Here is a 25,034-nt window from a genome sequence, read left to right as displayed (position 1 = left end):
CCCCTTGACCCCTTGGGAAGATCTATTATCAGATGACCCATCTTCTGAAAATCAGATAGCCCTACGTTTTGGAGAGGCCGATGTCCCTGACCTTGCGCCAAGTCCGCTACTTTGTCGCCACCGCCGAGATCGGCCAGATTTCCCAGGCGGCCATCCACCTGAACATCTCCCAGTCGGCGGTGACCACGGCGATCAAGGAGCTGGAGGGCATGCTCGGTGTGCAACTGTTCGTGCGTTCGGCCCAGGGCATGAACCTGACTGACGCCGGGCGGCATTTTCTCAACCGCGCCTACGTGATCCTGCGCAGTGTCGATGACGCGCTGAACAGCCCGCTGCCCGACTACCGCGCCAGCGGCGTGCTGCGCCTGGCGGCCAGCTACACGGTGCTCGGCTACTTCCTGCCGCACCACTTGCAGCGCATGGAGCACTGGCACCCGGACGTGACCATCGAGGTCTTCGAGCAGGAACGCCAGGCCATCGAACAGGGTTTGCTCGACGGCCAGTTCGACATGGCGGTGGTGCTCACCGCCAACCTTACCCACCCGGCTATCGTCTCGGAGATCTTGTTCAACTCGGAACGCCGCCTGTGGCTGCCCAGCCACCACCCGCTGTGCGAGCGCGGCGCCGTGAGCCTGGCCGATGTGGCCCGGGAACCCTACATCCTGCTCACCGTCGACGAGGCCGAACACAGCGCCATGCGCTATTGGGAACAGGCCGGGCAAACGCCCCAGGTGCGGCTGCGCACCAGTTCGGTGGAAGCGGTGCGCAGCATGGTCGCCAATGGCAGCGGCGTGGCGATCCTGTCCGACCTGGTGCATCGGCCCTGGTCCCTGGAAGGCAAGCGCATCGAAACCCTCACCGTCACCGACCCCGTCACGCCGATGAGCGTGGGCCTGGCCTGGCACCGCGAGCGCGCGTTCACCCCGGCGATGCAGGCAGTGCGCGATTACTTCCACGACGCGTTCCTGGCGCCGCAGCAATTGTCGGCACGGCGTTAGAGCTGGGCTCGCAACGTCGCAGCCAGCCACTCCATGAATACCCGCACACGTTGCGGCAAATGCCGTTGCCCGGCATAGAGCATCGACACGTCCAATGGGGGAGCCGGGTAATCCGGCAGGACGCTGACCAGTTCGCCACGCGCCAGCAACTCGCGGATACCGAGCAACGGCACCTGGGTAATCCCGAACCCACCCAGGCAAGCAGCCTGATAGGCATCTGTGCTGTTGACCGTGACCCGCCCGGCCATCGGCACGCGGTGCACCTTGTTGCCCTGCTGGTATTCGAAGCCCGCCGAACGTGACCCCAGCGGCCGCACGTAATGCACCAGTTGATGCTGCGCCAGGTCCGCCAGGGTCATCGGCGTGCCATAGCGTTGCAGGTAGACCGGGCTCACGCAGTTGACCATCGGCATGCTGCAGACTTTTCGTGCGACCACCGTTTGATCCGGCTGGGCGCCGACACGCAACACGCAATCAAAGCCTTCGGCGATCAGATCCACCTGGCGGTCGGAACTGCTGATCTCCAGCTCGATCAGCGGGTGCGCGTCCATGAATTCGGGCAAGCGCGGCAGGATCAACTCCCGCGCCATCACGGTGGGCATGTCCACCCGGATGCGCCCGCTCAGTTGCGCCTCATCCTGGCGAAACAACCCCTCCAACTCCTCCATGTGCGACAGCAGGTCCTTGCTGCGCTCATACAAAACCCGGCCGTCCTGGGTCGCCTGCACCTTACGCGTGGTGCGTTGCAACAGGCGCGCGCCGAGCAGTTCTTCCAGGGCTTGCACATGCTCGGACACGGTCGAGCGCGGCAGGCCGAGGCTCTCGCCGGCCTGGGTAAAACTCGACAGTTCGGTGACGCGCACGAAGGTGCGCAACAGCTCAAGTTTATTCATGGGATTGTTCGCCTTATCCGGCCAGTGATTCCGGTATGGCGCTGTTTATCACGTTACGGACGAATAAATACACTCAGTCCCACCAATCACCTGAGAGGACTGCACCATGCCCCGTAAAATCGCACTGATCACCGGCGCCAGTCGTGGCCTGGGCAAAAGCGCCGCGCTGCACCTGGCGGCCCAGGGCGTCGACATCATCGGCACCTACCACAGCGCGGCAGCTGAAGCCCAGACGGTGGTCGAGCAGGTCCAGGCCCTGGGTGGCCGCGCCGCCATGCTGCAACTGGATGTGAGCCAGAGCGACCGCTTCGATGCCTTTGTCGGCGAAGTCGGCACCCTGCTCAAGGACGTGTTTGCACAGGATCACTTCAACTTTCTGATCAACAACGCCGGTATCGGCGCCCACGCCAGTTTTGCCGAGACCACCGAAGCGCAGTTCGACCAATTGGTAGCGATCCACTTCAAGGCGCCGTTTTTCCTCACGCAAAAATTGCTGCCGCTGATCTGCGATGGTGGGCGCATCCTCAATATTTCCAGCGGCCTGGCGCGGTTCAGCCTGCCGGGGTATGCGGCTTATGCGTCGATGAAAGGTGCGGTGGAAGTGCTGTCGCGCTACCAGGCCAAGGAACTGGGCCCGCGCGGGATCAGCGTGAACACCCTGGCCCCTGGCGCCATTGCCACGGATTTCAGCGGCGGCGCCGTGCGCGACAACCCGGATGTGAATACGATGGTGGCCAACAACACCGCCCTGGGTCGCGCCGGTTTGCCGGACGACATTGGCGGGGCGATCTCGACCCTGCTGGCCGATGGCAGCCACTGGATCACCGGGCAACGCATCGAAGCCTCAGGCGGCATGTTCCTCTGATTTCACACATAACCTGCAGGCGCGTTTCTGTTGATGATTTTTTCCCGGATCACGTCATACCCCCAGTGATACACATAGGTGTACGGCAGGAAAAACAGCAACACGCCGATGTCGAGCATGAACGCCTGCATCAGGCTGATGTTCAGCCACGCCGCGATCAGCGGCACGGCGACGATGATCAGCCCGCCTTCGAACATCAGCGCATGCAACACTCGCGTCCAACCGCCGTTGGACAGTTGCAGGCGCACCTTGAGGCGGTCGAACAGGCTGTTGAAGATGATGTTCCAGGTCAGCGCCAACAGGCTCAGGCCCAGGGTCACCGCGCCCATTTCCAGGGCCGGCCTGCCGGTGATCCAGACCAGCAGCGGCGTACAGATCAACAACGCCAGGCCTTCAAAACCCAGGGCCTGGCAAACGCGTTCAGTAATCGACTTGGTAGGGCTCATAACCTGTGCTCTGTGAAGGACGATGGTTGCCATGATTACCCTTTGAATCGATACTTCATAACTAATAACCATCGATCAAGGCGATAGTCATGGCCTCCCACGAAGTGCTGCAAGCGTTTGTCCAGGCCGCTACCCAAGGCTCGTTTTCGGCGGCGGCACGCAAGCTGGGCAAGAGCCAGTCCACCGTCAGTGCGGCCGTGGCGAGCCTGGAGATTGACCTGGATGTGGTGCTGTTCGACCGCAGCAGCCGCAAGCCGACGCTGACCCCGGCCGGCCATGTGCTGCTGCAGCGCGCCGAACAGGTGCTGGAGGCCAGCAGTCGCCTGGAACTGGCGGCGAGCCAGTTGTCCCAGGGGTTGGAGCCGAAGGTCACGATCGCCATGTCCGATACGTATCAGTCGGAACGCTTCGAGATCGCCCTCAAGGCCTTTGAACATCGCTACCCGGACCTTGAACTGGAATGGCTGATCGCCGAGTGTGAAGACCTGATCGCCCTGGTGCAGAGCGGCCGTGCACAGATTGCCTTGATCGAAGCCCAGCACATCTACCCGCCCGACCTGACCCACTCGCCCGTGGCCGAACGCACGGAAATCGCACTGTTCGTCGCCCCCACTCACCCATTGGCGCGCGTAGAAAACATCGACTCGCAGGCCCTGCAACAACACCGGGAACTGCGCCTGGCAAGCATCATCAGCCCCAACGAGACACGCCCCATGGGCCGGGTGTGGTCGGCGCCGAGTTTTCTGATGCTGATGGAGATGGCTCAACTCGGTTTCGGCTGGGCGGAGTTACCACGCTGGTTGGTGGAGCGCTTTGGTAATGCCGAACTGATTGAACTCAACGTTCGGGGCTGGCCACGCTCGGTGGCGGTGGATGCGTTGTGGTCGCGACAACACCCACCTGGGCCGGCGGGCAGTTGGATGCTCAGTCAAATGCTCGAATGACACCGCCTACAGGTTTTGCAAACGTTGTTCGAGGAAACGTCGTTCCGGGCCCTGCTGGGTCAGCGACTGGGCTTTTGCGTAGGCGGCGCGCGCCTCTTCGACGCGCCCCAGTTGCCGGCAGAACTCCCCCCGCGTCGAATGCACCAAGTGGTAATCCAGCAACTCGCCGCGTGCCAGAATGCCCTCCACCTGCTGCAACCCCGCCAACGGCCCATCGCGCATGGCCAGGGCTACGGCGCGGTTCAGTTCGATCACCGGTGACGGCACGGCCCTGAGCAATACATCGTAGAGCCCGACGATCTGCGGCCAGTCCGTCTCATCGGCACGCGCCGCTTCGGCATGCACCGCGGCGATGGCGGCCTGCAGGCAATACGGACCAAAGCGCCGTGTGCCCAGCGCGCGCTCGACCAGGGCACAACCTTCGGCAATCAACGAGGCGTCCCACAGCGAGCGATCCTGCTCAGCCAGCAGCACCAACTCACCCTCGGCCGAGGTGCGCGCCGGGCGGCGGGACTCGTGCAGCAGCATCAAGGCCAGCAGACCCATGACTTCCGGTTCGGGCAGCAACTCCAGCAGCAGGCGCCCCAGGCGAATCGCTTCGCGGGTCAACTCCTCGCGGGTCAGGTCGGCACCGATGGACGCCGAATACCCCTCGTTGAACACCAGGTAAATCACCCGCAGCACCGCATCCAAACGCTCCGGCAGCGCGTCCCTGGACGGCACTTGATAAGGGATTTTCGCCTCGCGGATCTTGCCCTTGGCGCGCACGATGCGCTGGGCGATGGTGGCCGGCGTGGCCAGGAACGCCCGGGCAATTTCCTCGGTGGTGAGGTCGCAGATCTCACGCAGGGTCAGCGCCGCCTGGGCATCTGCCGCCAGTGCTGGGTGGCAGCAGGTGAAAATAAGGCGCAGGCGGTCGTCTTCCACGTCTTCGTCGCTCCAGTCAGCCGCTTCCAGCGTGTCGGCCTGCTCCTGCAACAACGGGGTAAACCGCGCCTGGCGGCGCAGACGGTCGATGGCCTTGAAGCGCCCAGTCGACACCAGCCATGCCCTTGGGTTGGCTGGCACACCGTCCAGGGGCCAGCGCTGCACGGCGACGAAAAACGCGTCGTGCAGGGCTTCTTCGGCCAGGTCGAAGTCGCCCAGCAAGCGAATCAGCGTTGCGAGAACCCGACGTGATTCGCTGCGGTAAAGGGCATCGACCGAGGTTGTTGCAGTCACAGATTCAATTCACGCACGGGACGCACTTCTACACTGCCGACCCGGGCGGCCGGAATACCGCCAGCCACCTGGATCGCTTCGTTCAAGTCACGGGCCTCGATCAGGTAGAAGCCGGCGAGCTGTTCCTTGGTTTCGGCAAACGGCCCGTCGGTGATCGACAGCTTGCCATTGCGCATGCGCACGGTGGTGGCGGTGCTCACCGACTCCAACGGCTCGGCGGCCAGCATGCGACCGCTGGCCTGCACGGACTGCGCGTAGGCGAAGCACTCCGGGTCGGCGGGGCTGTCCGGCGAGGTGTGCAGCACCTGTTCGTTGCTGTAGATCAGGCACAGGTATTTCATGGCGTTCTCCGTTTTCGGATTACTGACTATAGATCGCGCAGGTCAAGGTTTCAGGTCGAACAGACCGGCGCCGGTTTCCATGTCAAAAGGCGCGGACCAGTGCTCATGCACCACCTTCCACTGCCCGTTGATGCGCTGGTAACCGGCGCTGACCCGCATCCAGCACGTCTTGAGCACGCCATCCGGCCCGGCGCCACCACAGTGGGCGAGCCAGTGGGCAAAGGCGCTGTCTTCTCCGGCTACGATATGCAGCTCATGAAAGTCGAAAATGCCGGGGCCGGGACAGAACTCCATGCAGGCCTTCCAGTGCGCCTGGTAGGCGGCCTTGCCTTTGAATTGCAGGGCGCCAACGGCGTCGAACGCGACGATATCCTCGGCATAAAAGCTGACAATATTGTCGACATCCTTGGCGGTGACAGCTTGCTTCCATTGTTCGATCAGGGTGTTGATGGCAGTGCTCATGGCGATACTCCTCGGGTTGGAAAACATCACGGAAGACACCCTTGGTCGAATGGCCCGCCGACAAATCGACACCCCGCTTAAAAATAATTTCGTCTTCGGCAAACCCGCTAGAATCCACGCCTCTTTGTAGGATTTCGGATGCGCCACCGATGGAAACCCGCCTCGTCGCCTATGAGACGCTGAGCCTTGTGCAGAAACAGCAACTCGACACCCTGCAAGTGCATCCCGAGCAACTGCCGTACTCCGGCGATATCTACTGTGCGCTGAACAGCCTGCTGGTCAATCCCAGCACCGGTGCCATCAAAGGCTTCGCCCTGCTCGCCGATGAAATCCCGGTGGCCTTCCTGCTGCTCAAACGCCCACCGTGCCTGCCCCATTGGGCCGATGAGCACAGCGCGACCCTGCATGCGTTGCAGGTCGATCGGCATCAACAAGGGCGCGGGTTCGGCAAGGCGTGCTTGCAGGCGCTGCCGGCGGCGGCATTGGCTGCGTGGCCGCAGATCAGGGGCCTGGAGTTGTCGGTGGACGCGGACAATGTGGCGGCGATGGGGTTGTATCTGTCGGCTGGTTGGGTCGATAGCGGGGAGGCGTATAAAGGGCGGATCGGGTATGAGCGCAGATTGAAGAGGGTGTTTAACCCAGCCCTTTGATGTCACGTAAACATGACTTTCAGACGTTAATGTCCTGTTTACGTGACATCGGCGAGTGCTTCAGCCTCTTTCGCCCACCGGCAACCAGATCTCCACCGTCCCGGTGCCCTTACGCGCATCAAAATCCTCGCTGTAGCGTTCGAAATCCGCACCCATCACCTTGTAGCCCGAGTGCGGCAGCCACTCGAACATGATGCGTTCGTACGTCTGTTCCAGCGCCTGCACCGGCCCGTAATGCGGGAACACGGCATAGTTGAGCGGCGGAATTTCGATGTATTCAAAGTTGCTCGGCACGTCGCCCTTGTTGGGGACTTCGACACCCGCCATGTAGTCGAATTCGCCATGGTTGGGGTTATGGCAAACGCCATAGGTCACACCGCCGACGCGCTTCTTGATGTCCTTGATGCAGGTGTCGAACAACTCCCACAGCTTGGGGATATCGCCCACGGTGGCCTTCGAATAACGCCCTTGTACACCGGCAATCACCAGGGCCTTGCCTGCTTCCATGCGTGGCTCCAACGGTTGTTTTGTCTGCTGATCCATACGAACAGTCTCCTTCTTATGAGGGAACAAACCCGTATCGAGTATAGGGGCATATCCACGCGCTACTCCATGCAGAAAATTTTCCTACGCATCTGGACAACTGGCCATCATCGACCGTATTGTCTGCCCCGCAGGCCACCGCAGTGGCCGACGTCGCTCGGACGGTTCCGGGCGCTTACGTACTCTCGAGGCAACAATGGCCGACCAAGGTTCGCCGCGCCGCTTTGCGCGCATAGATCGACTCCCCCCGTATGTTTTCAATATCACTGCCGAGCTGAAGATGGCTGCGCGTCGGCGCGGCGAAGACATCATCGACTTGAGCATGGGTAACCCTGACGGCGCCACGCCTGCCCACATCGTGGAGAAAATGGTCACCGTCGCCCAGCGTGAAGACACCCACGGCTACTCCACCTCCAAAGGCATTCCGCGTCTGCGCCGGGCGATTTCGCGCTGGTACAAGGACCGCTATGAAGTGGACATCGACCCCGAGTCGGAAGCCATCGTCACCATCGGTTCCAAGGAAGGCCTGGCGCACTTGATGCTCGCCACTCTGGACCAGGGCGACACGGTGCTGGTGCCCAACCCGAGCTATCCGATCCACATCTACGGTGCGGTGATTGCCGGTGCCCAGGTGCGTTCAGTGCCGCTGGTGCCTGGCGTGGACTTCTTCGCTGAGCTGGAACGGGCGATTCGCGGCTCGATCCCCAAGCCGAAAATGATGATCCTCGGTTTCCCGTCCAACCCTACCGCGCAGTGCGTGGAACTGGACTTCTTCGAACGCGTGATCGCCCTGGCCAAGCAGTACGACGTGCTGGTGGTGCATGACCTGGCCTACGCCGACATCGTCTACGACGGCTGGAAAGCCCCGTCGATCATGCAAGTGCCTGGCGCCAAGGACATTGCGGTGGAGTTTTTCACCCTGTCCAAGAGCTACAACATGGCCGGCTGGCGCATCGGATTCATGGTGGGTAACCCGGAGCTGGTCAACGCCCTGGCGCGGATCAAGAGCTACCACGACTACGGCACCTTTACCCCGCTGCAAGTCGCCGCGATTGCTGCATTGGAAGGCGACCAACAGTGCGTGAAGGACATCGCCGAGCAGTACCGCCAGCGCCGCAATGTGCTGGTCAAGGGCCTGCATGAGCTGGGCTGGATGGTGGAGAACCCCAAGGCGTCGATGTACGTCTGGGCCAAGATTCCCGAGCAGTATGCCGCCCTGGGCTCGCTGGAATTTGCCAAGAAATTGCTGTTGGAGGCGAAGGTATGTGTGTCGCCCGGGATTGGATTTGGCGAGTATGGCGATGATCACGTGCGCTTTGCGCTGATCGAGAACCAGGACCGGATCCGCCAGGCAGTGCGCGGGATTCGCGGGATGTTCCGGGCGGATGGCCTGGTCACCAAAGCCTGACCGCATCCACCTGTAGAACTGCAGTCAAAACTGTGGGAGGGGGCTTGCCCCCTCCCACATTTGTTCCACGGTGTGGCTTAGACCACCAACGACAGCAGCATGATGAAAATCAGCGCGACCACCGACAGAATGGTCTCCATCGCCGTCCACGTCTTGAACGTCTCGGCCACGGTCATGTTGAAGTACTGCTTCACCAGCCAGAACCCCGCATCGTTGACGTGAGACAGGATCAACGAGCCCGCCCCCGTCGCCAGCACCAGCAGCTCACGGTTAACCCCCGGAATCATCCCCACCACCGGCACCACGATGCCCGCGCCGGTAATGGTCGCGACTGTGGCCGAACCGGTCGCCACACGGATCACCGCCGCCACCAGCCACGCCAGCAGGATCGGGTTGATCTGCGCGTTCACCGCCATGTGGCCGATCACATCGCCCACGCCACTGGTCACCAGCATCTGCTTGAAGCCACCACCGGCACCGATGATCAGGATGATCGCGGCGGTCGGCGCGAGGCTGGCGTCGAGCAGCTTGAGGATCTGCTTGGAGTGGATGCCCTGGCGATGGCCAAAGGTGTACAGCGACAGCAGCAACGCCAGCAGCAAGGCGGTGATCGGGTGACCGATCATGTCCATCCAGTTGCGTACCACGTTGCCTTCGGCAAACGCGATGTCGGCGAAGGTTTTCAGCAGCATCAGGAACACCGGCAGCAGCACGGTGACCAGGGTAATGCCGAAGCTCGGCAGGTCTTTGTTCTCAGGCTCGCGGGCCAGTTGATCGACCAGTTCCTGGGACGGGTTGCCCGGGATGTACTTGGCGATGAACGTACCGAAGATCGGGCCGGCGATGATCGCTGTCGGCAGTGCGACGATCAGGCCGTAGAGAATGGTCTTGCCGATGTCCGCGCCAAACACGCCGATGGCCAGCAGTGGGCCCGGGTGCGGAGGCACCAGGCCGTGTACCGCCGACAGGCCGGCCAGCAACGGGATGCCGATCTTGATCAGCGACACACCGGTACGGCGCGCGACGATGAACACCAGCGGGATCAACAGCACGAAGCCGATCTCGAAGAACAGCGGGATGCCCACCAGGAACGCGGCGAACATCATGGCCCACTGGACCTTCTCTTTGCCGAAGGCGCGGATCAGGGTCTGGGCGATCTGATCGGCACCGCCGGATTCGGCCATCATCTTGCCGAGCATCGTACCGAGCGCGAGGATGATGCCGACAAAGCCGAGCACTCCGCCGAAGCCGTCCTGGAACGCCTTGATGATCTTGTCCACGGGCATGCCCGAGGTCAGGCCGAGGAAGCCGGCCGCGATGATCAGTGCAATGAACGGGTGCACCTTGAACTTGGTGATCAGAACGATCAACCCGATGATGGTAACCACTGCGTCTAGCAGCAGGTAGGACTCGTGGGACATGCCAAACATGGGGGGTCTCTCCTGTTTGTTGTTGTTATTAAAGCGGGTGTTGAATTTCCTGCCGGGGACAGCGCTATCTTTTCCGGCAAAAAATCAATGGGTTGGTTCAAAGCCGTGTTGCAGCCACCAGGCATTGGTCTGCTCGGCCAACTGCTCGACGCTGTCTTCGCTGGCATTGAGGGCCAGGGTCAGCGGCTCGCCCTTGGGCGATTCAAGGGTGGCGAACTGGCTGTCTATGAGGCTGGCCGGCATGAAATGCCCGGGGCGATGGGACACACGGTCGGCGGCCACTTCACGGGTCAGTTCCAGGAACACAAAACCCAGGCCCGGGGCGGCTTCGCGCAGGTGGTCGCGGTATTTCTTCTTGAGGGCGGAACAGGTGAGCACGGGATGCTCGCCCGCCTTGAGCGAACGGCGCAGTTCATCGCACAGGATGTCGAGCCAGCCGGCGCGGTCGTCGTCGTTGAGGGGGTGGCCGGCGCTCATCTTTTCGATGTTGGCGGCGGGGTGAAAGCTGTCGCCTTCGATCGCGGTGGCGCCGTTCAGGCGGCACAGGGCCTCGCTGACACTGGTCTTGCCACAGCCGGCGACACCCATGATGACCAGGGCGGTAACAGGTTGACTCATGAAACACCTCAGGACGCAGATAGCGCTACCTTTGCACGCTGTAAGGCTAGTGCAAAAACAGGCTTTCCCGCGCCGTCTTGTCATTTTTATGGAGTGACGCGTGCATCCTCTCCAATCATTTGAACCGGATCAGGCAACCCAGCGTTCAAGCATTTGCAGCTACTTGGAGACAGCGCTACCTTAGTGCCTCGATTTTTGTTTGGCAAGCCGCCTGATGACCTCCAAGAACGATAAAAAAATGCGCACCACGGGTCGCCCGACCCTTAACGAAGTCGCCCGCCTGGCCGGCGTCAGCCCGATTACCGCCTCCCGCGCCCTGCGCGGCATCAGTACCGTCGCCACCGAGCTGGTGGAGAAAGTACAGCAGGCCGCCGCCGAACTGAACTATGTGGTCAACCCCGCCGCCCGCGCCCTGGCCTCGGCCCAGAGCCATTCGGTGGTGGTGTTGGTGCCGTCGTTGTCCAACCTGCTGTTTATCGAAACCCTCGAAGCCATCCACCAGATTCTGCGGCCCAAGGGCTTCGAAGTGCTGATCGGCAATTCCCACTATTCCCGCGACGAAGAAGAAAACCTGTTGCGCAACTACATGGCCTATCAGCCACGGGGTTTGTTGCTGACCGGCTTTGATCGCACCGAAAGCGCCCGACGAATGGTCGAGGCCAGCAATGTGCCTTGCGTGTACATGATGGACCTGGACCCCAACGCCGGGGTGAACTGCGTGGGTTTCTCGCAACTGGCGGCGGGTGAGACAGCGGCGGCGCACTTGCTGTCCCGTGGGCGCAAGCGCCTGGCGTATATCGGCGCGCAACTGGACCAACGCACGCTGCTGCGCGGTGAAGGTTTCCGCCGGGCGCTGCAACAGGCCGGCCTGTACGACCCGGCGCTGGAACTACTGACGCCGCGCCCTTCCTCAGTCGGCCTGGGAGGTGAATTGTTCCTGCAGTTGCTGGCAACCCATCCGGACGTGGATGCGATCTTTTTCGGCAACGACGACCTGGCCCAGGGCGCCCTGCTGGAGGCCATGCGCCATGGCATCAAGGTGCCGGAGCGCGTGGCTGTGCTGGGCTTCAACGATTTACCGGCGTCGTCGTTCATGGTGCCGCGCCTGAGCAGTATCAGTACACCAAGGGAAGCGATTGGTCGGCGGGCGGCGGAGCATCTGCTGACGATCATGGCGGGCAGCAAAATCGCCAAGCCGGTGGTGGATATGGGCTTTGAATTGCAGATACGGGAAAGCACTTGACCCATGTGGTAGGGGGCAACCCCCCTCCCACATTGCTATCACCCCTGCTAGATTGAGCCTTCTCCAAATGCCAGGGAAGCACCATGGGACACTCACTGAAAATCTTGGGCCGCACCTCTTCCATCAACGTGCGCAAAGTACTCTGGACCTGCCAGGAACTGGGCATCGACTACCAGCGCGAAGACTGGGGCATCGGCTTCAAGCCCACTCAATCCGCTGAGTTCCTCGCCCTGAACCCCAACGCCCAGGTACCGGTGCTGATCGACGACCACGGCGTGCTGTGGGAGTCCAACACCATCTGCCGCTACCTCGTCGGCCTCTACCAACGCCACGACCTGCTCCCCGCCGAACCCGCGCCACGGGCACGCGTCGAGCAATGGATGGACTGGCAAGCCACCGAACTCAACCCGTCGTGGGGTTATGCGTTCCATGCGCTGGTGCGCCAGAACCCGGACTACCAGGACCCGCAGCGCATCCAGGCTGGCGTGCAAGCGTGGAATGACAAGATGGGCCTGCTCGAACAGCAGTTGCTCAAGACCGGCGCCTACGTCGCGGGCGATGAGTTCACCCTGGCCGACATCCTCATCGGCCTCTCGGTGCACCGCTGGCGCAACGCCCCACTGGCGCATCCCGACTACCCTGCGGTGCAAGCGTATTACCAGCGCCTCAGCCAGAGCTCCGGCTTCAAAACCTTTGCCCTCGACGGCCATAACTGAGCACGCTGCGAGAGAAAGCATCCTCGGGATGGCGCGTTTCAAACAGTCGAGATTCCGATCACTTATTGAGTTTTCCCATGCCCGTACTCTCTAGCACTGACGGCATCGACCCGATCCGCGCCGCCCACATCAGCGCACGCATTGACCGCCTGCCCGCCGTCGCCACCGTCTGGCGCCTGGTCGCGCTGCTGTCCATCGGTGGTTTTTTCGAGCTGTATGACCTGTTCCAGACCGCCTACATCAGCCCCGGCCTGATCAGCGACGGGATTTTCCACACCGGCAGCGAGGGTGTGTTCGGCTTCTCGGATCAGGCCGCCTTCGCCTCGGCGACCTTTCTCGGTCTGTTCCTTGGCGCCAGCCTGCTAAGCCCCATCGCCGACCGCTTCGGACGCCGGGCGATCTTCACCTTTGCGTTGATCTGGTACACCGTCGCTACCGTGTTGATGGGGCTTCAAACGTCAGCGCTGGGCATCATCGGCATGCGTTTCCTGGTGGGGATCGGCCTGGGTATCGAACTGGTGACCATCGACGCCTACCTCTCGGAACTGGTGCCCAAGCGCATGCGCAGCTCGGCGTTTGCCTTTGCGTTTTTTATCCAGTTTCTGTCCGTGCCGGCGGTGGCATTGATGTCGTGGTGGTTGGTGCCGCAAGCGCCATTCGGCGTGTCGGGCTGGCGCTGGGTGGTGCTGAGCAGTGCGGTGTTTGCGCTGTTTATCTGGCAACTGCGCAAGCGCCTGCCAGAGTCACCGCGCTGGCTTGCGCAAAAGGGCCGCTTCGCAGAAGCGGGGACGATCATGGACAACCTGGAAGCACGCTGCCAGAAAGACCACGGCAAACCGCTGGACGAACCCGAGCCGCAAGCCGTCAGCGTGCAAGGCAGTGGCCGCTTTGCCGATATCTGGCAACCGCCGTACCGCCGCCGCGCGTTGATGCTGATCGTGTTTCATGTGTTCCAGGCCATCGGCTTCTTCGGCTTCGGCAATTGGTTGCCGGCGTTGCTGTCCGGCCAGGGCGTCAGCGTGACCCACAGTTTGCTCTACGCCTTCATCATCACCCTCGCCTACCCGTTGGGGCCGCTGCTGTTCGTGAAGGTGGCCAATCGCTTTGAAAACAAATGGCAAATCGTCGGATCGGCGCTGGGCGCGATGATCTTCGGCAGCCTGTTCGCCCTGCAAACCACGGCGGTGGGTCTGGTGATCTGCGGGGTGATGATCACCTTCTGCAACGCCTGGCTGAGCTTCAGCTACCACTCCTATCAGAGCGAACTGTTCCCCACCAACATTCGCGCACGGGCGGTGGGTTTCTGTTACTCGTTCAGCCGTTTGTCCACCGTGTTCAGCAGCTTGTTGATCGGTTTTATCCTCGAGCATCTGGGCACGCCTGGAGTGTTGGCGTTCATTGCCAGCAGCATGCTGATCGTGATGATCACCATCAGTTGGTTCGGGCCGCGTACGCGGAACCTGGCGCTGGAAAACATCGCCCATTGACGGCAACGGCTGGCCGCCGGCAGGACAACCCTTGCCGCGCCGGCCACGCCATCCCCAATAAAACCGGGCACTTCACGCCCGGCACGCTATTTGCTCCACCTGTGGCACCGCACATTTCCACAGGTGACCGATCATGCTGGTTAACAACAACACCCAAGCCGTGTCGACCGTTCAACAGATCAAACGGCCCGACATGGACCCCGCCAACGCCGCCGCCAGCGCGCTGTACAGCGGTGCCCTGCAGGCCGCGCAGCAAAGCGTGACCGTGCCGGCCGCGCAGAAGGAACTGGACAAGGCCGCCGACCGCATCGACGAAGCCTTCGCCAAGACCCGTGTGCAGTTGCAGACCAGCGCGGCGACCTCGGATGTGCCGGCTACCAGCGCCACCTCCGGCGCACGTGCCGAATTCACGGACTACATGAGCAAATCCCCGGCCGAGCGTATCCGCGAGCAATTGCTCAAGGAGCAGGGTTTGACCGAGGCGGATGTGCAGAACATGTCCCAGGAAAAGCAGGACGCTATTTCCAAGCAGGTGGCTGAACGCCTGAAGCAGCAGCAAGAACAGCAAGTAGCGGCGAAAACCGCTGAGCCGCAGGCGCAGACAGTCAAAGAAACCCTGGCTGCGATCTGACGCCATCCGCCCCTGCGGGAGCGAACGCGCTCCTGCAGGCTATTGCAGTTGCAATGTCGAGTTGAACTGCCCGATCGCATCCACCACATGCCGTGACCCTTCCTGGATTTCCAGGATCACCTGCCCCGCCTCATTCGCCAGTTCCACCCCCAGCCCCGTGCGGCTCAAGCTCGACTGCATGCTCGACACCGCGCTCAGCGACAGGTCGTGGTTCTTGCGCACCACATCGACAATCTCCACCGTCGCCTGGCTGGTACGTGCCGCGAGGCTGCGCACTTCATCGGCCACCACCGCAAAGCCGCGCCCATGCTCGCCCGCCCGCGCCGCTTCAATCGCCGCATTGAGCGCGAGCATATTGGTCTGTTCGGCAATACTGCGGATGGTCTGCACGATGCTGCCGATGATGTCCGATTGCTTGTTCACCGCATCAATGCTCTGCGCCGCCTGGTTCAGGTCGTTGGAAATTTCTTCAATGATCTGCACGGTCTGCTGCACCACCTCCGAGCCCTTGCGCGCGCAGACATCGTTTTGCACTGACGTCGCGTGAGCCGAGTCGGCGGCGTTGCGCAGGGTGGTGACCTGGTCGGTAATGTCGCTGGCGAACTTCACCACTTTGTACAGGCGCCCGCTGGCGTCGAAGATCGGGTTGTAGGACGCCTCCAGGAACAATGTCTTGCCGTATTTGTCTTTGCGCTCGAAACGGTGCGAGTGGTACTCGCCGCGGTTCAGGGACGCCCAGAACGCCTTGTAGGCTGGCGACTCGACGTCACGGCGATGGCAGAACAGGCTGTGGTGCTGGCCGACGATTTCATCCAGGGAGTACTGCACGGTTTTCAGGAAGTTTTCGTTGGCGTTGAGGATCTGGCCCTGGGGAGTGAACTCGATTACCGCCATGGAACGGCTAATGGCATCGATCAGGCTCTGGTTTTCATGTTCATGGTGAACCCGCGCGGAAATATCCGAAGCGACCTTGATCACGCTCTGCACGTGATTGTCCTTGTCCAGCACCGGCATGTAGCTGGCTTCGAGCCACACTTCCTGGCCGTGCTTGTTCAAGCGCATGAAGGTGCCGCTGAGCGCCTCGCCCCGCGCCAGGTCGTGCCATAGCTTGGCGTAGGCGTCGGTGTGGGTGTAAGCCTCGTCGCAAAAGATGCGGTGATGTTTGCCACGGATGTCTTCAACGCTGTAGCCCATGGTTTTGCAGAAGTTGTCATTGGCGTCGAGGATCACGCCGCCAGGGTCGAATTCGATCATGGCCATGGAACGGCTGATGGCGGCGAGCTTGGCGTTGGATTCGGACAGGGCGCAGGAGAAACGTTCGATTTGCTGCAGGTCGGATTTGTGGTGGAGGTTGAACATGTTCGGATCACCCTTCAATTACCAGCGCCTGGCGGGGCGCATTCCATTCACGGATCGAATACAGTCGCAAACCATCCAAATCGCTTTATATACCAAGCGTCATCAACGGTTCTGGATGAGCATAGACAGGGCTTGGCACTCTGCAAGCCACTATTGAGCCAGCATTTCTAACAATGCACGGGCGGCGGCTGAAGGTGGACGATTTGGCGTACCGACCAAGGCAAACTCACGGTGCAGCGGCACCTTCAGTGCCATCACCCGCAGCCCCTTACGCTGGATGGGCAGGGCCATTTCCGGCACCAGCGTAACGCCAACCCCCTCGCGCACCAGGCTGAAGGCACTGTTCCATTCGCGCACTTCCACGCGGATATCCCGCAGGGTCAGCCCCGCTGCGGCCCCCAGGCTGCGGGCATTGGCGGTACAGCCACCGGTGGCCAGTACGAAAGGCTGCTCCAGTAACTCCTCGAGCGACACACACGCATCAGCCGGGCGTTGCGCCAGGGCATGGTTCGCTGGCAGCACGGCCATCCATAAGTCACGGCCCAACACGGTGGCATTGCGCTCGGGCGCGGGGTTGAGCACCACGCCCAGGTCGATGAGGCCGGTGTCGAGCAGGGTGAGTACTTCGTTGTCGGTGACATCCAGGGTGGTGACCTCGATGCCGGGATAGAGCTGCGCAAAACGTTGCAACGCGGGTGTCAGAAACGTCGCCAGCACCCTCGGGAAACTGGCGATGCGAATCGTCCCCCGCAGCATGGGCCTGGCTTCGTCCACGGTGCTGCGGATCGCCTGCAAGGCACCGAGCATCACCCGCGCCTGTTCGATCACACTCAAGCCCAACGCCGTAGGCAAGGTCTTGCGCGGTTCACGGGTGAACAGTTGCGCGCCCAGCGTCGCCTCCATGCCGGCCATGGCCTGGCTGGCAGCGGACTGGGTCATGCCTACCCGCTCGGCGGCGGCGGTGATGCTGCCGTGATCGGCCACGGCAACCAGCAGGCGCCAGTGCATCAGGTTCATCATGGCAGTAGCTGTCCTTATGGCAGGGGTCTGAAGGTTTAATTTTACGCACGGTGCCACGCCCGCGAGACTGGCGCAAATTCAACGGAGCTGCCCCAGATGAAACTGTATTTCTTCCCTCACGCCTGTTCCCTCGCCCCGCATATCGTGTTGCGCGAATTGGCGTTGCCGTTCGACCTGGTGCTGGTCGATAACCAGGCCAAGACCACCGCCGAGGGCGAGGACTTCCTGCAGATCAACCCCAAGGGCTACGTCGCCGCCCTGAAACTGGACAACGGCCAGGTACTGACCGAAGCCAGCGCGATCCTGCAATACCTCGCCGACCTGAAACCCGCCGCCGGCCTGGCCCCTGCCAATGGCAGCTGGGAACGGGTGCGTTTGCAGGAATGGCTGAATTTTATCGCCACCGAGATTCATGGCGGCCTGGCGGTGTTCTTCAACGACGCGATCCAGGGCGACGTGCGCGCGCTGTTCGAGGCCACACTCTTCAAGCGTTTCGCGGTGCTGGTGCAAACGCTGGAGCGCCAGGATTACCTGCTGGGGTCGCACTACTCGGTGGCGGATGCCTACCTGTTCGTGGTGCTGCGCTGGGCCGCGTTTCACGCAATTGACCTGGGCCGGTGGCCGGCGCTGGCGGCGTTTCAGCAACGGGTGGGTGAGCGACCTGCGGTGGTTGCCGCATTGGCCGCTGAAAACCCATGAGTTGAGATGAAGCGGCTCAGCGCCAACACATCCACCGAGCCCGAGCGATCCTGATCCAGGTGCGCCACCTGGCTGCGCACCTCGGCATGGATCTGCCCGGAGCCCTGCCCCAATCGCAACGCCCCCCGCAGGTCCACCGCCTGCGCCGCGACGATCAGCTCGATGCTGGCCAGCCACACGACCCGCTCGACCAACCGCCGGGTTTTGTCGACCACCGCCAAGGCCTGCCCCGCATAGTCTTCGACACGATCCGCCACCGGCACGCTCACCGCCGGCAGCGGATTGGCCAAGTGTCCGATTTCCGCGACCAGCGCCGAACTGGTGCGCTGCAACGCGGCCATGCCGACATGACCCGGTTGAGTGATCAGGAAGCGCGGCAAGTCACTGGACCCAGGCGAGAGCAACTTGGCGATGCGTTCTGCACTGCACGCCGCCACTCGATTCAGCGCCAGGCCCAGCCCTTCTGCGGCGAGTGCCAGATGCGTGCTGTCGAAATTCGCCGTGGCCAACACCAGCGCTTCCTCGCTGATCAACCCCGGGTTGTCCGCGCCGCTGCGCAGTTCCAGTTCGATCAGCTCATGCAACTGGTGCAACGCCTGCTGCGCCGCGCCCTGGACCACCGTGGCGCAGCGAAAGCTCAGTGGGTCTTGCAGGCGACGTGGGTTGTCCGCCAACTCGCCCCCCGCCAGCAAGCGCAACAGCGCCGCCGATTGCTCGGTTTGCCCCGGGGCCGGGCGCAGGCGTGAGGCCCATGGCTGGAACGCACTGAGATTGGCGCGGTAGCCTTCACACGACAACGCCAGCGCCGCGAGCACAGCCTCCAACGCCTGCTGCGCCTCAGCCACCAGCAACGCACCGAGCCCAACGCTGGCGGCATTCGCCGACACCAGCGCCAAGCCATCCTTACCGGTCAAAGGCACCGCCAGCGCCAGGCTCAGGTGCGACAATGGCGCCAGGTCGCTTTCGCCCAGGGAACCCAGCAACGGCACCTCGGGCTCGACGCCCGAGTTGAGCAGGTCCAGCAATGCCTGCGCCGCTGCCGGTGAAATCCCCGAGCGACCCTGGGCCAACCCGGCCAGGCGCGCCGCGGTGATGGCGCGCAACTCCTGGCGATTGGCAAGGCGCCCCACCCCCACCGCACGCCCCAACGGAATGCTCGCCTGCACCGGCGCCACCGGCGTATCCACCGCCGCGCCAAGGCCGGTGTTGACGCCATAGATCGGCGTGCCGTCAGCCGCCAGTTTCACCAGCAGCCGATGGCCTTCGTCGATACGTTGACGTGCCGATTGACTGAAATCCGCCGGTATATCCTGCCGCGCAATCGCCAGCAAATCCGCCAGCACCAAGCCTTGGGGATCGAAGTGAATCATGCCCAGCGCAACCGCTGGCCGATGCCCAGGCGCCTGGATTTCTCCAGCAGCGCATGGCCCAATGCGATATCACTGAGGCTCAGCCCGCGATGCCAGAACAGGATGGTTTCCTCGGGGGTTTCCCGGCCATTCTTCAAGCCGGCCACGATCTGGCCCAACTCGGCATGCAGGGTCTCGACGCTGAGTTTTCCTGCATCGACATGGGCACGCAACGAACCGAACAGACCGCCCTTGCACTGGCCCCAATCATCCACCACCAACTTGCTCATGATGTCGGTGAGCGACAGTTCCACCGCGCTCATGGTGCCGTAGGGCACCACGAAGGCGCCGGGTTTGATCCACTCGGTGCGCAGCAGCGGTTCGGGCTGGTCCAGGCGCGAGGCCTCGACGACGATGTCGGCACCACGCACGGCGGATTCCCAATCGCCGGTGACGATCACCGGCTTGCCCAGGTCCCGGCGCAGGCGTTCGGCAAAGGCCTCGCGGCTTTCACTGCGGCGCGAGTGCACGCGGATTTCGTCGAAGTCGAACAGGTGATCCAGCAGGCGCACGTTCCAGTAGGCCGTGCCGCGCGCGCCGATATGCGCCAGCACTTTACTGTCGGGTCGGGCCAGGTATTTGGCGCCGATGGCCGTGACCGCGCCGGTGCGCATATCGGTGATCGCCGAGGCATCCAGGATGGCCCAGGGAATCCCGGTGGCCGGGTCCAGCAGGTTGAGAATCGCCAGTTCCGAGGGCAGGCCCTTGCGATAGTTGTCGACAAAATCCCCAACCACCTTGACCCCGGCATAACCGATAGCGCCGCCAAGCACACCGCGCAGCACGTTGAAGTGGCCGTTGATCTCGCCACCGGGAATCAGGTGGGTACGCGGCTCGATCACCGCCTCGCCACGGCCCTGGATCGCCAGGCTGGCTTCGATGGCGCTAAGGATTTCATCGTTGGAGAGACCCAGTTCGTCGATGTCGAGGCCGTTGAGAAAATCGATGTAGATCGGTTGCATGGTCTGCTCACTGATTAAGGGCTTTTGTGGTTGTGGCAAGCCCGCTCACCACACATTCATGGCGCCTTGAAGACGGCTTGCTGCACGTCGACCTTTTTCGGGATCAGGCCGTTGGCGAAGAACAGGTCCGCCGTGCGTTGCTGGGTCGCGACGTCCGAGGCTTGCAGCGGCCGAATCGGCGCGGGCGAGCGGTGTTCGAAGTAGCTTTTCACCACGGCCGGTTGCAGGCCCAGGGTCTTGGCCATCAGTGCGATGCTTTCTTCGGGCTTGTCGAGGGACAGGCGCTGCGCCTTGCCCAGGGTCTGGATGATCGTGCCGATGGACTGCGGGTACTGCTTGGCAAACGGGCTGCTGACCACAAAGAAACTGCCGGCCGGGTTGAGGCCCTGGCCGTCACCCAGCACACGGGCGGAGCCGTCGACCACGGCGGCGGAGTAGTACGGGTCCCACACCACCCAGGCATCGACTTTGCCTTGCTCGAACGCAGCACGACCATCGGACGGCGACAGGTACACCACGTTCACGTCCTTCCATTGCAAGCCGGCGCGCAGCAGGCTTTTGAGGAACAGGTTGTGCGCGCTGGAGCCCTTGAGCAGCGCCACGCGCTTGCCCTTCAGTTCAGCCACGCTCTGCACCGGACTGGCCTTGGGCACCAGCACCGCTTCGGTCTTGCCCTCGTTGGGCTCGACGGCGAAGTATTGCAAGTCGATGCCGGCGGCCTGGGCAAAGATCGGCGGGATGTCGCCGATATTGCCGATGTCCAGGCTGCCGCCATTCAGCGCTTCGATCAGCGGCGGGCCACCGAGGAATTCGATCCACTGCACCTGGGTGCCGGGCAGCGCCGCTTCGAAGAGTTTGTGCTCACGGGCCAACACCATGCTCACCGAGCTTTTCTGGTAACCGATGCGCAAGGTGGAGGGCTCGGCCGCCAGCACGTGACCGGCGATCAACGAAAGTACAGCTGCAGCGAAGACTTTAAGCATCAGAGCGCTCCCTTGACCTTGGCCGCGACATCCGCCGGCACCCATTGTTGCCAGACGTCTGGATGGTCCTTGAGGAACGCCTCAGCCACCTGGCGGGGCGGCGTGCGTTTCTCGCTCATGTCGCCGAGAATGCCGTTGAGCAGATCAATCGGCAGGTCGACCTTTTCAAACACACTCACCAGTTGCGGGTACTGCGCCTTGAACGGCGCCGACACACCAATCGCCAGGCGTGCCGGCATCGAGCGGGTGCCGATGGGGTTGGGGTTTTTCGCGTCGGACAGGGTCTTCCAGGCATCAGCGTTGAACGGCGGCTCTTCCAGCTTGACCAGCTTGAACCGGCCCAGCAGCGGCGTTGGCGACCAGTAGTAGAACAACACCGGCTTGCCACGGCGGATCGACGAGGCCACTTCGGCATCCAGCGCCGCGCCGGAGCCGGTGCGGAAGTTGACGAAGCTGTCAGTGAGTTTGTAGGCCTTGAGTTTCTGGCTGTTGACGATCTCCGAGGTCCAGCCGGTGGGGCTGTTGAGGAAGCGCCCACGGCTCGGATCTTCGGGGTCGCGGAACACATCCTTGTAGCGCGGCAGGTCGGCCACCGACTTCAGGTCCGGCGCCAGGGGCTTGATACCGCGCGCCGCATCGCCCTTGATCACGAACTCCGGCACCCACCAGCCTTCGGTAGCGCCTTTGACCGTGTCGCCCAGGCCGAACACCTTGCCCTCGTTTTCCGCCTTGACCCACGCCGGACTGCGCCCGGCCCACTCTTCGCCGATCACCTGGATATCGTCCTTGGCCAGGGCGGCTTCCAGGCTCACGGTGCTGCCGGGCAGGGTGTCGGTGGGCAAGCCGTAGCCCTTCTCGATGATCAGGCGCAGCACCTCGGTGATCAGGCTGCCGCTTTCCCAGGTGATGTCACCGAAGTGGATGGGTTTGACGGCTTCGGCGGCGTGGACGGTTGGGGACAGCAGGCTCAGGGCCAGCAGGCCGCCGCCCAGGAGTTTCTTCAGATGCTTCATCGGCAACCTCATAGTTGTGCGGTGATGTTCGTTAAAAGTCATAACTGAGCCGCGTGTAGTAGAACGCCCCTTCCGGCGCCGACGGCGACAGGTAGCTGTACTGCTGGCCCGGGGTCTGGCGCAGGCGGGTGTTGAAGTCGTCGGGTTTGCTGTCGAACAGATTGTTGGCGCCGATCGACAGGCGCAGTTGCTGGGTGAACGCGTAGTTCACGTCCAGGTCGGTGTTCCATTGCGCGGCGAAGGTCTGGTCGTACTGGGCATTGGCTGCGCTGGCGGCGTATTTGCGGTACTCGCCGTAGCGGGTTTCGCTGAGGGCGATGGTCCAGGCGCCGATGCGGTGGGTGGCGCCGAGCACCAGCTTGTCTTCGGGGTAACCGTGCTCGAGGAAACCACGGGCTTCGCGGGTGAGGATGTCGAATCCGTTGGGGTTCTCGTGGACCTTCTCAATCGTGGTGCGCGCCCTGGTGTAACCGGCCGACAGGCTCAATGCGCCGTACTGCGCCAGGTCCAGGTTGTACTTGCCGACGATGTCGACACCCCGCGTGCGCGTATTGGCCGCATTGGTCATGAACTGCGCCCAGGTGTACTGGCCAAACCCGGCCTGCTGCAGGATCTGTTCGGCGCGCGGCCCGGAAATGCCGCCGCTGTAGAGCAGGCGGTCACGGATCGAAATCTGGTAAGCGTCAACGGTCAGGGACGCGTTTTCGACCGGCCGCAGCACCAGGCCCAGGGAGTAGTTGGTGGACTTCTCGGGCTTGAGCGGCTCGGCGCCCAAGGCACGGGCGGCCGGGTTGTCGGCGGGCAGCATGCGCGTCAACACCGGGTTGCCGTTGATGTCGACGTTGGTGGTGGTGGTCCACGACGTGCCGATCTGGCCCAGGGTCGGTGCGCGGAAGGAGTTGTTCACCGTGGCGCGCAGGCCCACCTGCGGGGTGAAGTCATAACGCGCCGAGAGCTTGCCGGTGGTGGCCGAACCGAAGTCCGAGTAGTGCTCGGTACGCCCGGCCAGGCCGATCTGGAATTTATCGGTGAGCTGATGTTCGAGGCCGAAGTACACACCGCCGACATCACGCTTGTAGGTGCCGGCGTCATCCGGCGTGAGCCCGGAGGCTTGCACCGCACCGACCTGCACGCCGCTGATGCCGCCAAAGGAGTAAGACTCGTAGTCGCCCTCTTCCAGCCGATATTGCTCATGGCGGTAGGCAATGCCCGCCGAGACGGTCAGCGGATGGCTCGACCAGTTGACGTCCAGATCCTTGGCGTAATCCAGGCCGAGGTTGGTCTGCTCGTTGACCAGGGTGGCCACGTCGAACTTGGTCGGGCTGTTCAAGCCGTAGCTGGGGTTGACCGTGTTGAAGGCCAGTTCATCGTGCTGGTCGCGCCCATAGGTGGCACTGAGGTCGAAGCGGCCGAGGGTCTCGTCTTCGTAGCGGGTGCCGACGGTCAGCGCACCGTCTTCATAGCGGTAGCGGTACTTGGGAATGGTGCCGTTGGGGTAGATGCCCGGCACGTTGTTTGGGTTGTTGGCCAGCAGCGGCGGCGTGTTGTTCACCGACTTGTCCTGGCCGAAGGTGGCGAAACTGTAGAGCCGCCACTGGTCGTTCAAGCCGATTTCGGCATTCGCCGCCAGGTTGAATTTATCGCGCCCGGCACCGCCCCAGCGGGGGTCTTGCAGTTGGCCGTCGGCGACATATTTGTCGCCAATGTCGGTGGGTTTGTTGTTGAGGGTGTTGAAGCTCAGCGTGAGGAAACCATCCCCCGGCAAGCCCAGGCCGTACCAGCCATCGGTGGTCTTGCTGAAGCCGTCGCCCTGGGCGTATTTGCCCAGCTGGGTGTTGACCTGGCCGCCGCTGTCACGCTCCTTGAGCACGATGTTGACCACGCCCGCCACCGCATCCGAACCGTATTGCGCCGAGGCGCCATCGCGCAGCACTTCGACGTGATCGATGCTGCTGATGGGGATCATGTCCAGGTCCACCGGCTGCGCGCCAATGAACGGCACGCCACCGGAGATGTTCACCACCGCCGAGGCATGGCGGCGCTTGCCGTTGATCAGCACCAGCGTCTGGTCCGGGGCCAGCCCGCGCAGGGATGCGCCCTTGGGGTTCTGGCCACGGGTGGCGCTCTGGTTCTGCGGAAAGTTGAATGACGGAAGCAGTTGGAACAAAGCCTGGTTGAGGCTGGTGGCGCCGGTCTGCTTGAGTTCTTCGGCGTTGATCACATCCACCGGCGCGGCGCTGGTGAGGGCCGTGGCGTCATTGCGCCGGGTGCCGATGGCGACCACGCGGTCCAGGGTCGGGGCCTGGGCGGCGCTGGTCTGGGCCTTGACGTTGCGGATGGCGTTGTTGCTCGCGCTTTCCTTGATGATGAACGCGCCGTCCGGGCTGACCTGGACGTGCAGGCCGGTGCCCTTCAGTGCGGCGTCGACGGCCTGTTGCGCCGACAGCGAACCGTCTACGCTGGACGAAGAATAGTTTGCCAACTGTGGCGTGAACGAGATCACTTGGCCGCTTTGCCGGCTGATATCGAGCAGTACTTCATCCAACGGGCCAGGGGCAATGTGGTAGACCTGGCGCGACTCTTCGGCACTGGCGGCGAACGTGAAAAACAGACTGGCCAACGGCACCAGGGCAAAGGTTCGACGCGGCACACGGTTGAACTGACTCACTTTGGCTCCCCCCAAGGAAACTCGA

General features: G+C 62.6%; 24 protein-coding genes and 2 pseudogenes. 10 read left to right on the top strand and 16 right to left on the bottom strand.

Annotated elements, in window-relative coordinates:
* Positions 1–80: 80 nt before the first annotated feature.
* Positions 81–998, top strand: coding sequence for a LysR family transcriptional regulator (locus tag BMX59_RS21185; RefSeq protein WP_071489492.1), 918 nt, complete (start codon positions 81–83; stop codon positions 996–998).
* Here the strand turns inward: BMX59_RS21185 and BMX59_RS21180 are convergent.
* Positions 995–1,891 carry a LysR family transcriptional regulator gene (locus BMX59_RS21180; protein ID WP_093125410.1) on the bottom strand — a complete coding sequence of 299 codons (897 nt, stop codon included), beginning with the start codon at positions 1,889–1,891 and terminating at the stop codon, positions 995–997. The two genes, BMX59_RS21185 and BMX59_RS21180, sit on opposite strands and share 4 nt — an antisense overlap.
* Positions 1,892–1,997: 106 nt before the next feature.
* Here BMX59_RS21180 and BMX59_RS21175 point away from each other — a divergent pair, with 106 nt between their 5' ends.
* Positions 1,998–2,756, top strand: a complete 759-nt coding sequence (locus tag BMX59_RS21175) for an SDR family NAD(P)-dependent oxidoreductase (RefSeq protein ID WP_093125407.1) — start codon at positions 1,998–2,000, stop codon at positions 2,754–2,756.
* Positions 2,757–2,758: 2 nt separating this feature from the next.
* Here the strand turns inward: BMX59_RS21175 and BMX59_RS21170 are convergent, their stop codons facing one another.
* Positions 2,759–3,202, bottom strand: a complete 444-nt coding sequence (locus BMX59_RS21170; RefSeq protein ID WP_092247068.1) for a multidrug/biocide efflux PACE transporter — start codon at positions 3,200–3,202, stop codon at positions 2,759–2,761.
* Between the two features lie 89 nt (positions 3,203–3,291).
* Here BMX59_RS21170 and BMX59_RS21165 point away from each other — a divergent pair, with 89 nt between their 5' ends.
* Positions 3,292–4,146, top strand: coding sequence for a LysR family transcriptional regulator (locus BMX59_RS21165; RefSeq protein ID WP_092247065.1), 855 nt, complete (start codon positions 3,292–3,294; stop codon positions 4,144–4,146).
* Positions 4,147–4,152: 6 nt separating this feature from the next.
* On the opposite strand, the gene BMX59_RS21160 is transcribed toward BMX59_RS21165, so the two are convergent.
* From BMX59_RS21160 to BMX59_RS21150, 3 genes are read right to left on the bottom strand one after another with little or no spacing between them, the layout of a single operon-like run.
* Positions 4,153–5,367 (bottom strand): RNA polymerase sigma factor, encoded by a 1,215-nt coding sequence (locus BMX59_RS21160; RefSeq protein WP_093125402.1) that lies wholly within the window; start codon positions 5,365–5,367, stop codon positions 4,153–4,155.
* Positions 5,364–5,708, bottom strand: coding sequence for a YciI family protein (locus BMX59_RS21155; protein WP_016978318.1), 345 nt, complete (start codon positions 5,706–5,708; stop codon positions 5,364–5,366). The genes BMX59_RS21160 and BMX59_RS21155 overlap by 4 nt, the downstream gene beginning before the upstream one ends.
* Positions 5,709–5,750: 42 nt before the next feature.
* Positions 5,751–6,170 carry a YybH family protein gene (locus BMX59_RS21150; protein ID WP_093125399.1) on the bottom strand — a complete coding sequence of 140 codons (420 nt, stop codon included), beginning with the start codon at positions 6,168–6,170 and terminating at the stop codon, positions 5,751–5,753.
* A gap of 149 nt (positions 6,171–6,319) precedes the next feature.
* On the opposite strand from BMX59_RS21150, the gene BMX59_RS21145 reads away from it, so the two are divergent.
* Complete coding sequence (locus BMX59_RS21145; RefSeq protein ID WP_071489485.1) at positions 6,320–6,820, top strand: GNAT family N-acetyltransferase; 501 nt, start codon at positions 6,320–6,322, stop codon at positions 6,818–6,820.
* 60 nt (positions 6,821–6,880) lie between these two features.
* Here BMX59_RS21145 and BMX59_RS21140 read toward each other — a convergent pair whose 3' ends face one another.
* Positions 6,881–7,363 (bottom strand): GyrI-like domain-containing protein, encoded by a 483-nt coding sequence (locus BMX59_RS21140; RefSeq protein WP_071489484.1) that lies wholly within the window; start codon positions 7,361–7,363, stop codon positions 6,881–6,883.
* A 196-nt stretch (positions 7,364–7,559) separates the two neighbouring features.
* On the opposite strand from BMX59_RS21140, the gene alaC reads away from it, so the two are divergent.
* The gene (gene alaC / locus BMX59_RS21135; RefSeq protein WP_071489483.1) at positions 7,560–8,771 is read left to right on the top strand and encodes an alanine transaminase; all 1,212 of its coding nucleotides are present in this window, start codon (positions 7,560–7,562) and stop codon (positions 8,769–8,771) included.
* A 77-nt stretch (positions 8,772–8,848) separates the two neighbouring features.
* Here alaC and BMX59_RS21130 read toward each other — a convergent pair whose 3' ends face one another.
* Complete coding sequence (locus BMX59_RS21130; protein WP_058423189.1) at positions 8,849–10,201, bottom strand: GntP family permease; 1,353 nt, start codon at positions 10,199–10,201, stop codon at positions 8,849–8,851.
* Between the two features lie 84 nt (positions 10,202–10,285).
* The gene (locus BMX59_RS21125; protein ID WP_071489482.1) at positions 10,286–10,819 is read right to left on the bottom strand and encodes a gluconokinase; all 534 of its coding nucleotides are present in this window, start codon (positions 10,817–10,819) and stop codon (positions 10,286–10,288) included.
* A 211-nt stretch (positions 10,820–11,030) separates the two neighbouring features.
* Between BMX59_RS21125 and BMX59_RS21120 the strand changes: the two genes are divergently transcribed.
* The 4 genes from BMX59_RS21120 to BMX59_RS21105 all read left to right on the top strand — a co-directional run bounded on the left by BMX59_RS21120 (position 11,031) and on the right by BMX59_RS21105 (position 14,896).
* Positions 11,031–12,062, top strand: a complete 1,032-nt coding sequence (locus BMX59_RS21120; RefSeq protein ID WP_175486697.1) for an HTH-type transcriptional regulator GntR — start codon at positions 11,031–11,033, stop codon at positions 12,060–12,062.
* Between the two features lie 83 nt (positions 12,063–12,145).
* A complete protein-coding gene (locus tag BMX59_RS21115) occupies positions 12,146–12,778 on the top strand; it encodes a glutathione S-transferase family protein (protein WP_093125393.1) in 633 nt (210 codons plus the stop codon).
* Positions 12,779–12,855: 77 nt separating this feature from the next.
* Positions 12,856–14,265: an MFS transporter gene (locus BMX59_RS21110; RefSeq protein WP_093125390.1), complete on the top strand. Its 1,410-nt coding sequence runs from the start codon at positions 12,856–12,858 to the stop codon at positions 14,263–14,265.
* Positions 14,266–14,398: 133 nt separating this feature from the next.
* Positions 14,399–14,896 (top strand): hypothetical protein, encoded by a 498-nt coding sequence (locus BMX59_RS21105; protein WP_071489477.1) that lies wholly within the window; start codon positions 14,399–14,401, stop codon positions 14,894–14,896.
* Between the two features lie 39 nt (positions 14,897–14,935).
* Here BMX59_RS21105 and BMX59_RS31200 read toward each other — a convergent pair.
* From BMX59_RS31200 to BMX59_RS21095, 3 genes and pseudogenes are all read right to left on the bottom strand, one after another.
* Positions 14,936–15,337: pseudogene (locus tag BMX59_RS31200) on the bottom strand (methyl-accepting chemotaxis protein); the annotation flags it as partial.
* Positions 15,338–15,478: 141 nt separating this feature from the next.
* Positions 15,479–16,255, bottom strand: a pseudogene (locus BMX59_RS31195) (PAS domain-containing protein); the annotation flags it as partial.
* 150 nt (positions 16,256–16,405) lie between these two features.
* A complete protein-coding gene (locus BMX59_RS21095) occupies positions 16,406–17,275 on the bottom strand; it encodes a LysR family transcriptional regulator (protein ID WP_092247039.1) in 870 nt (289 codons plus the stop codon).
* Between the two features lie 96 nt (positions 17,276–17,371).
* Here BMX59_RS21095 and gstA point away from each other — a divergent pair, with 96 nt between their 5' ends.
* Positions 17,372–17,974: a glutathione transferase GstA gene (gene gstA, locus BMX59_RS21090; RefSeq protein ID WP_093125380.1), complete on the top strand. Its 603-nt coding sequence runs from the start codon at positions 17,372–17,374 to the stop codon at positions 17,972–17,974.
* Here gstA and BMX59_RS21085 read toward each other — a convergent pair.
* Genes BMX59_RS21085 through BMX59_RS21065 form a run of 5 tightly spaced genes read right to left on the bottom strand, consistent with a single transcriptional unit; the run spans position 17,914 to position 25,009 of the window.
* The gene (locus BMX59_RS21085; RefSeq protein ID WP_093125375.1) at positions 17,914–19,344 is read right to left on the bottom strand and encodes an aromatic amino acid lyase; all 1,431 of its coding nucleotides are present in this window, start codon (positions 19,342–19,344) and stop codon (positions 17,914–17,916) included. The two genes, gstA and BMX59_RS21085, sit on opposite strands and share 61 nt — an antisense overlap.
* Positions 19,341–20,345 (bottom strand): ornithine cyclodeaminase family protein, encoded by a 1,005-nt coding sequence (locus tag BMX59_RS21080; protein ID WP_093125372.1) that lies wholly within the window; start codon positions 20,343–20,345, stop codon positions 19,341–19,343. Before BMX59_RS21080 ends, BMX59_RS21085 begins: the two co-directional genes overlap by 4 nt.
* Positions 20,346–20,401: 56 nt before the next feature.
* Positions 20,402–21,328 (bottom strand): aliphatic sulfonate ABC transporter substrate-binding protein, encoded by a 927-nt coding sequence (locus BMX59_RS21075; protein ID WP_092247027.1) that lies wholly within the window; start codon positions 21,326–21,328, stop codon positions 20,402–20,404.
* Positions 21,328–22,341, bottom strand: a complete 1,014-nt coding sequence (locus tag BMX59_RS21070; RefSeq protein ID WP_093125366.1) for an ABC transporter substrate-binding protein — start codon at positions 22,339–22,341, stop codon at positions 21,328–21,330. The genes BMX59_RS21075 and BMX59_RS21070 overlap by 1 nt, the downstream gene beginning before the upstream one ends.
* A 31-nt stretch (positions 22,342–22,372) precedes the next feature.
* The gene (locus BMX59_RS21065) at positions 22,373–25,009 is read right to left on the bottom strand and encodes a TonB-dependent receptor plug domain-containing protein (RefSeq protein WP_093125361.1); all 2,637 of its coding nucleotides are present in this window, start codon (positions 25,007–25,009) and stop codon (positions 22,373–22,375) included.
* Positions 25,010–25,034 lie beyond the last annotated feature (25 nt).

Origin of the sequence: Pseudomonas sp. NFR09 (genome assembly GCF_900111535.1) — a bacterium.
Classification (GTDB): domain Bacteria; phylum Pseudomonadota; class Gammaproteobacteria; order Pseudomonadales; family Pseudomonadaceae; genus Aquipseudomonas; species Aquipseudomonas extremorientalis.
Note: the sequence above shows the minus strand (reverse complement) of the source record. Positions and strands in the feature narration are given on the sequence as shown.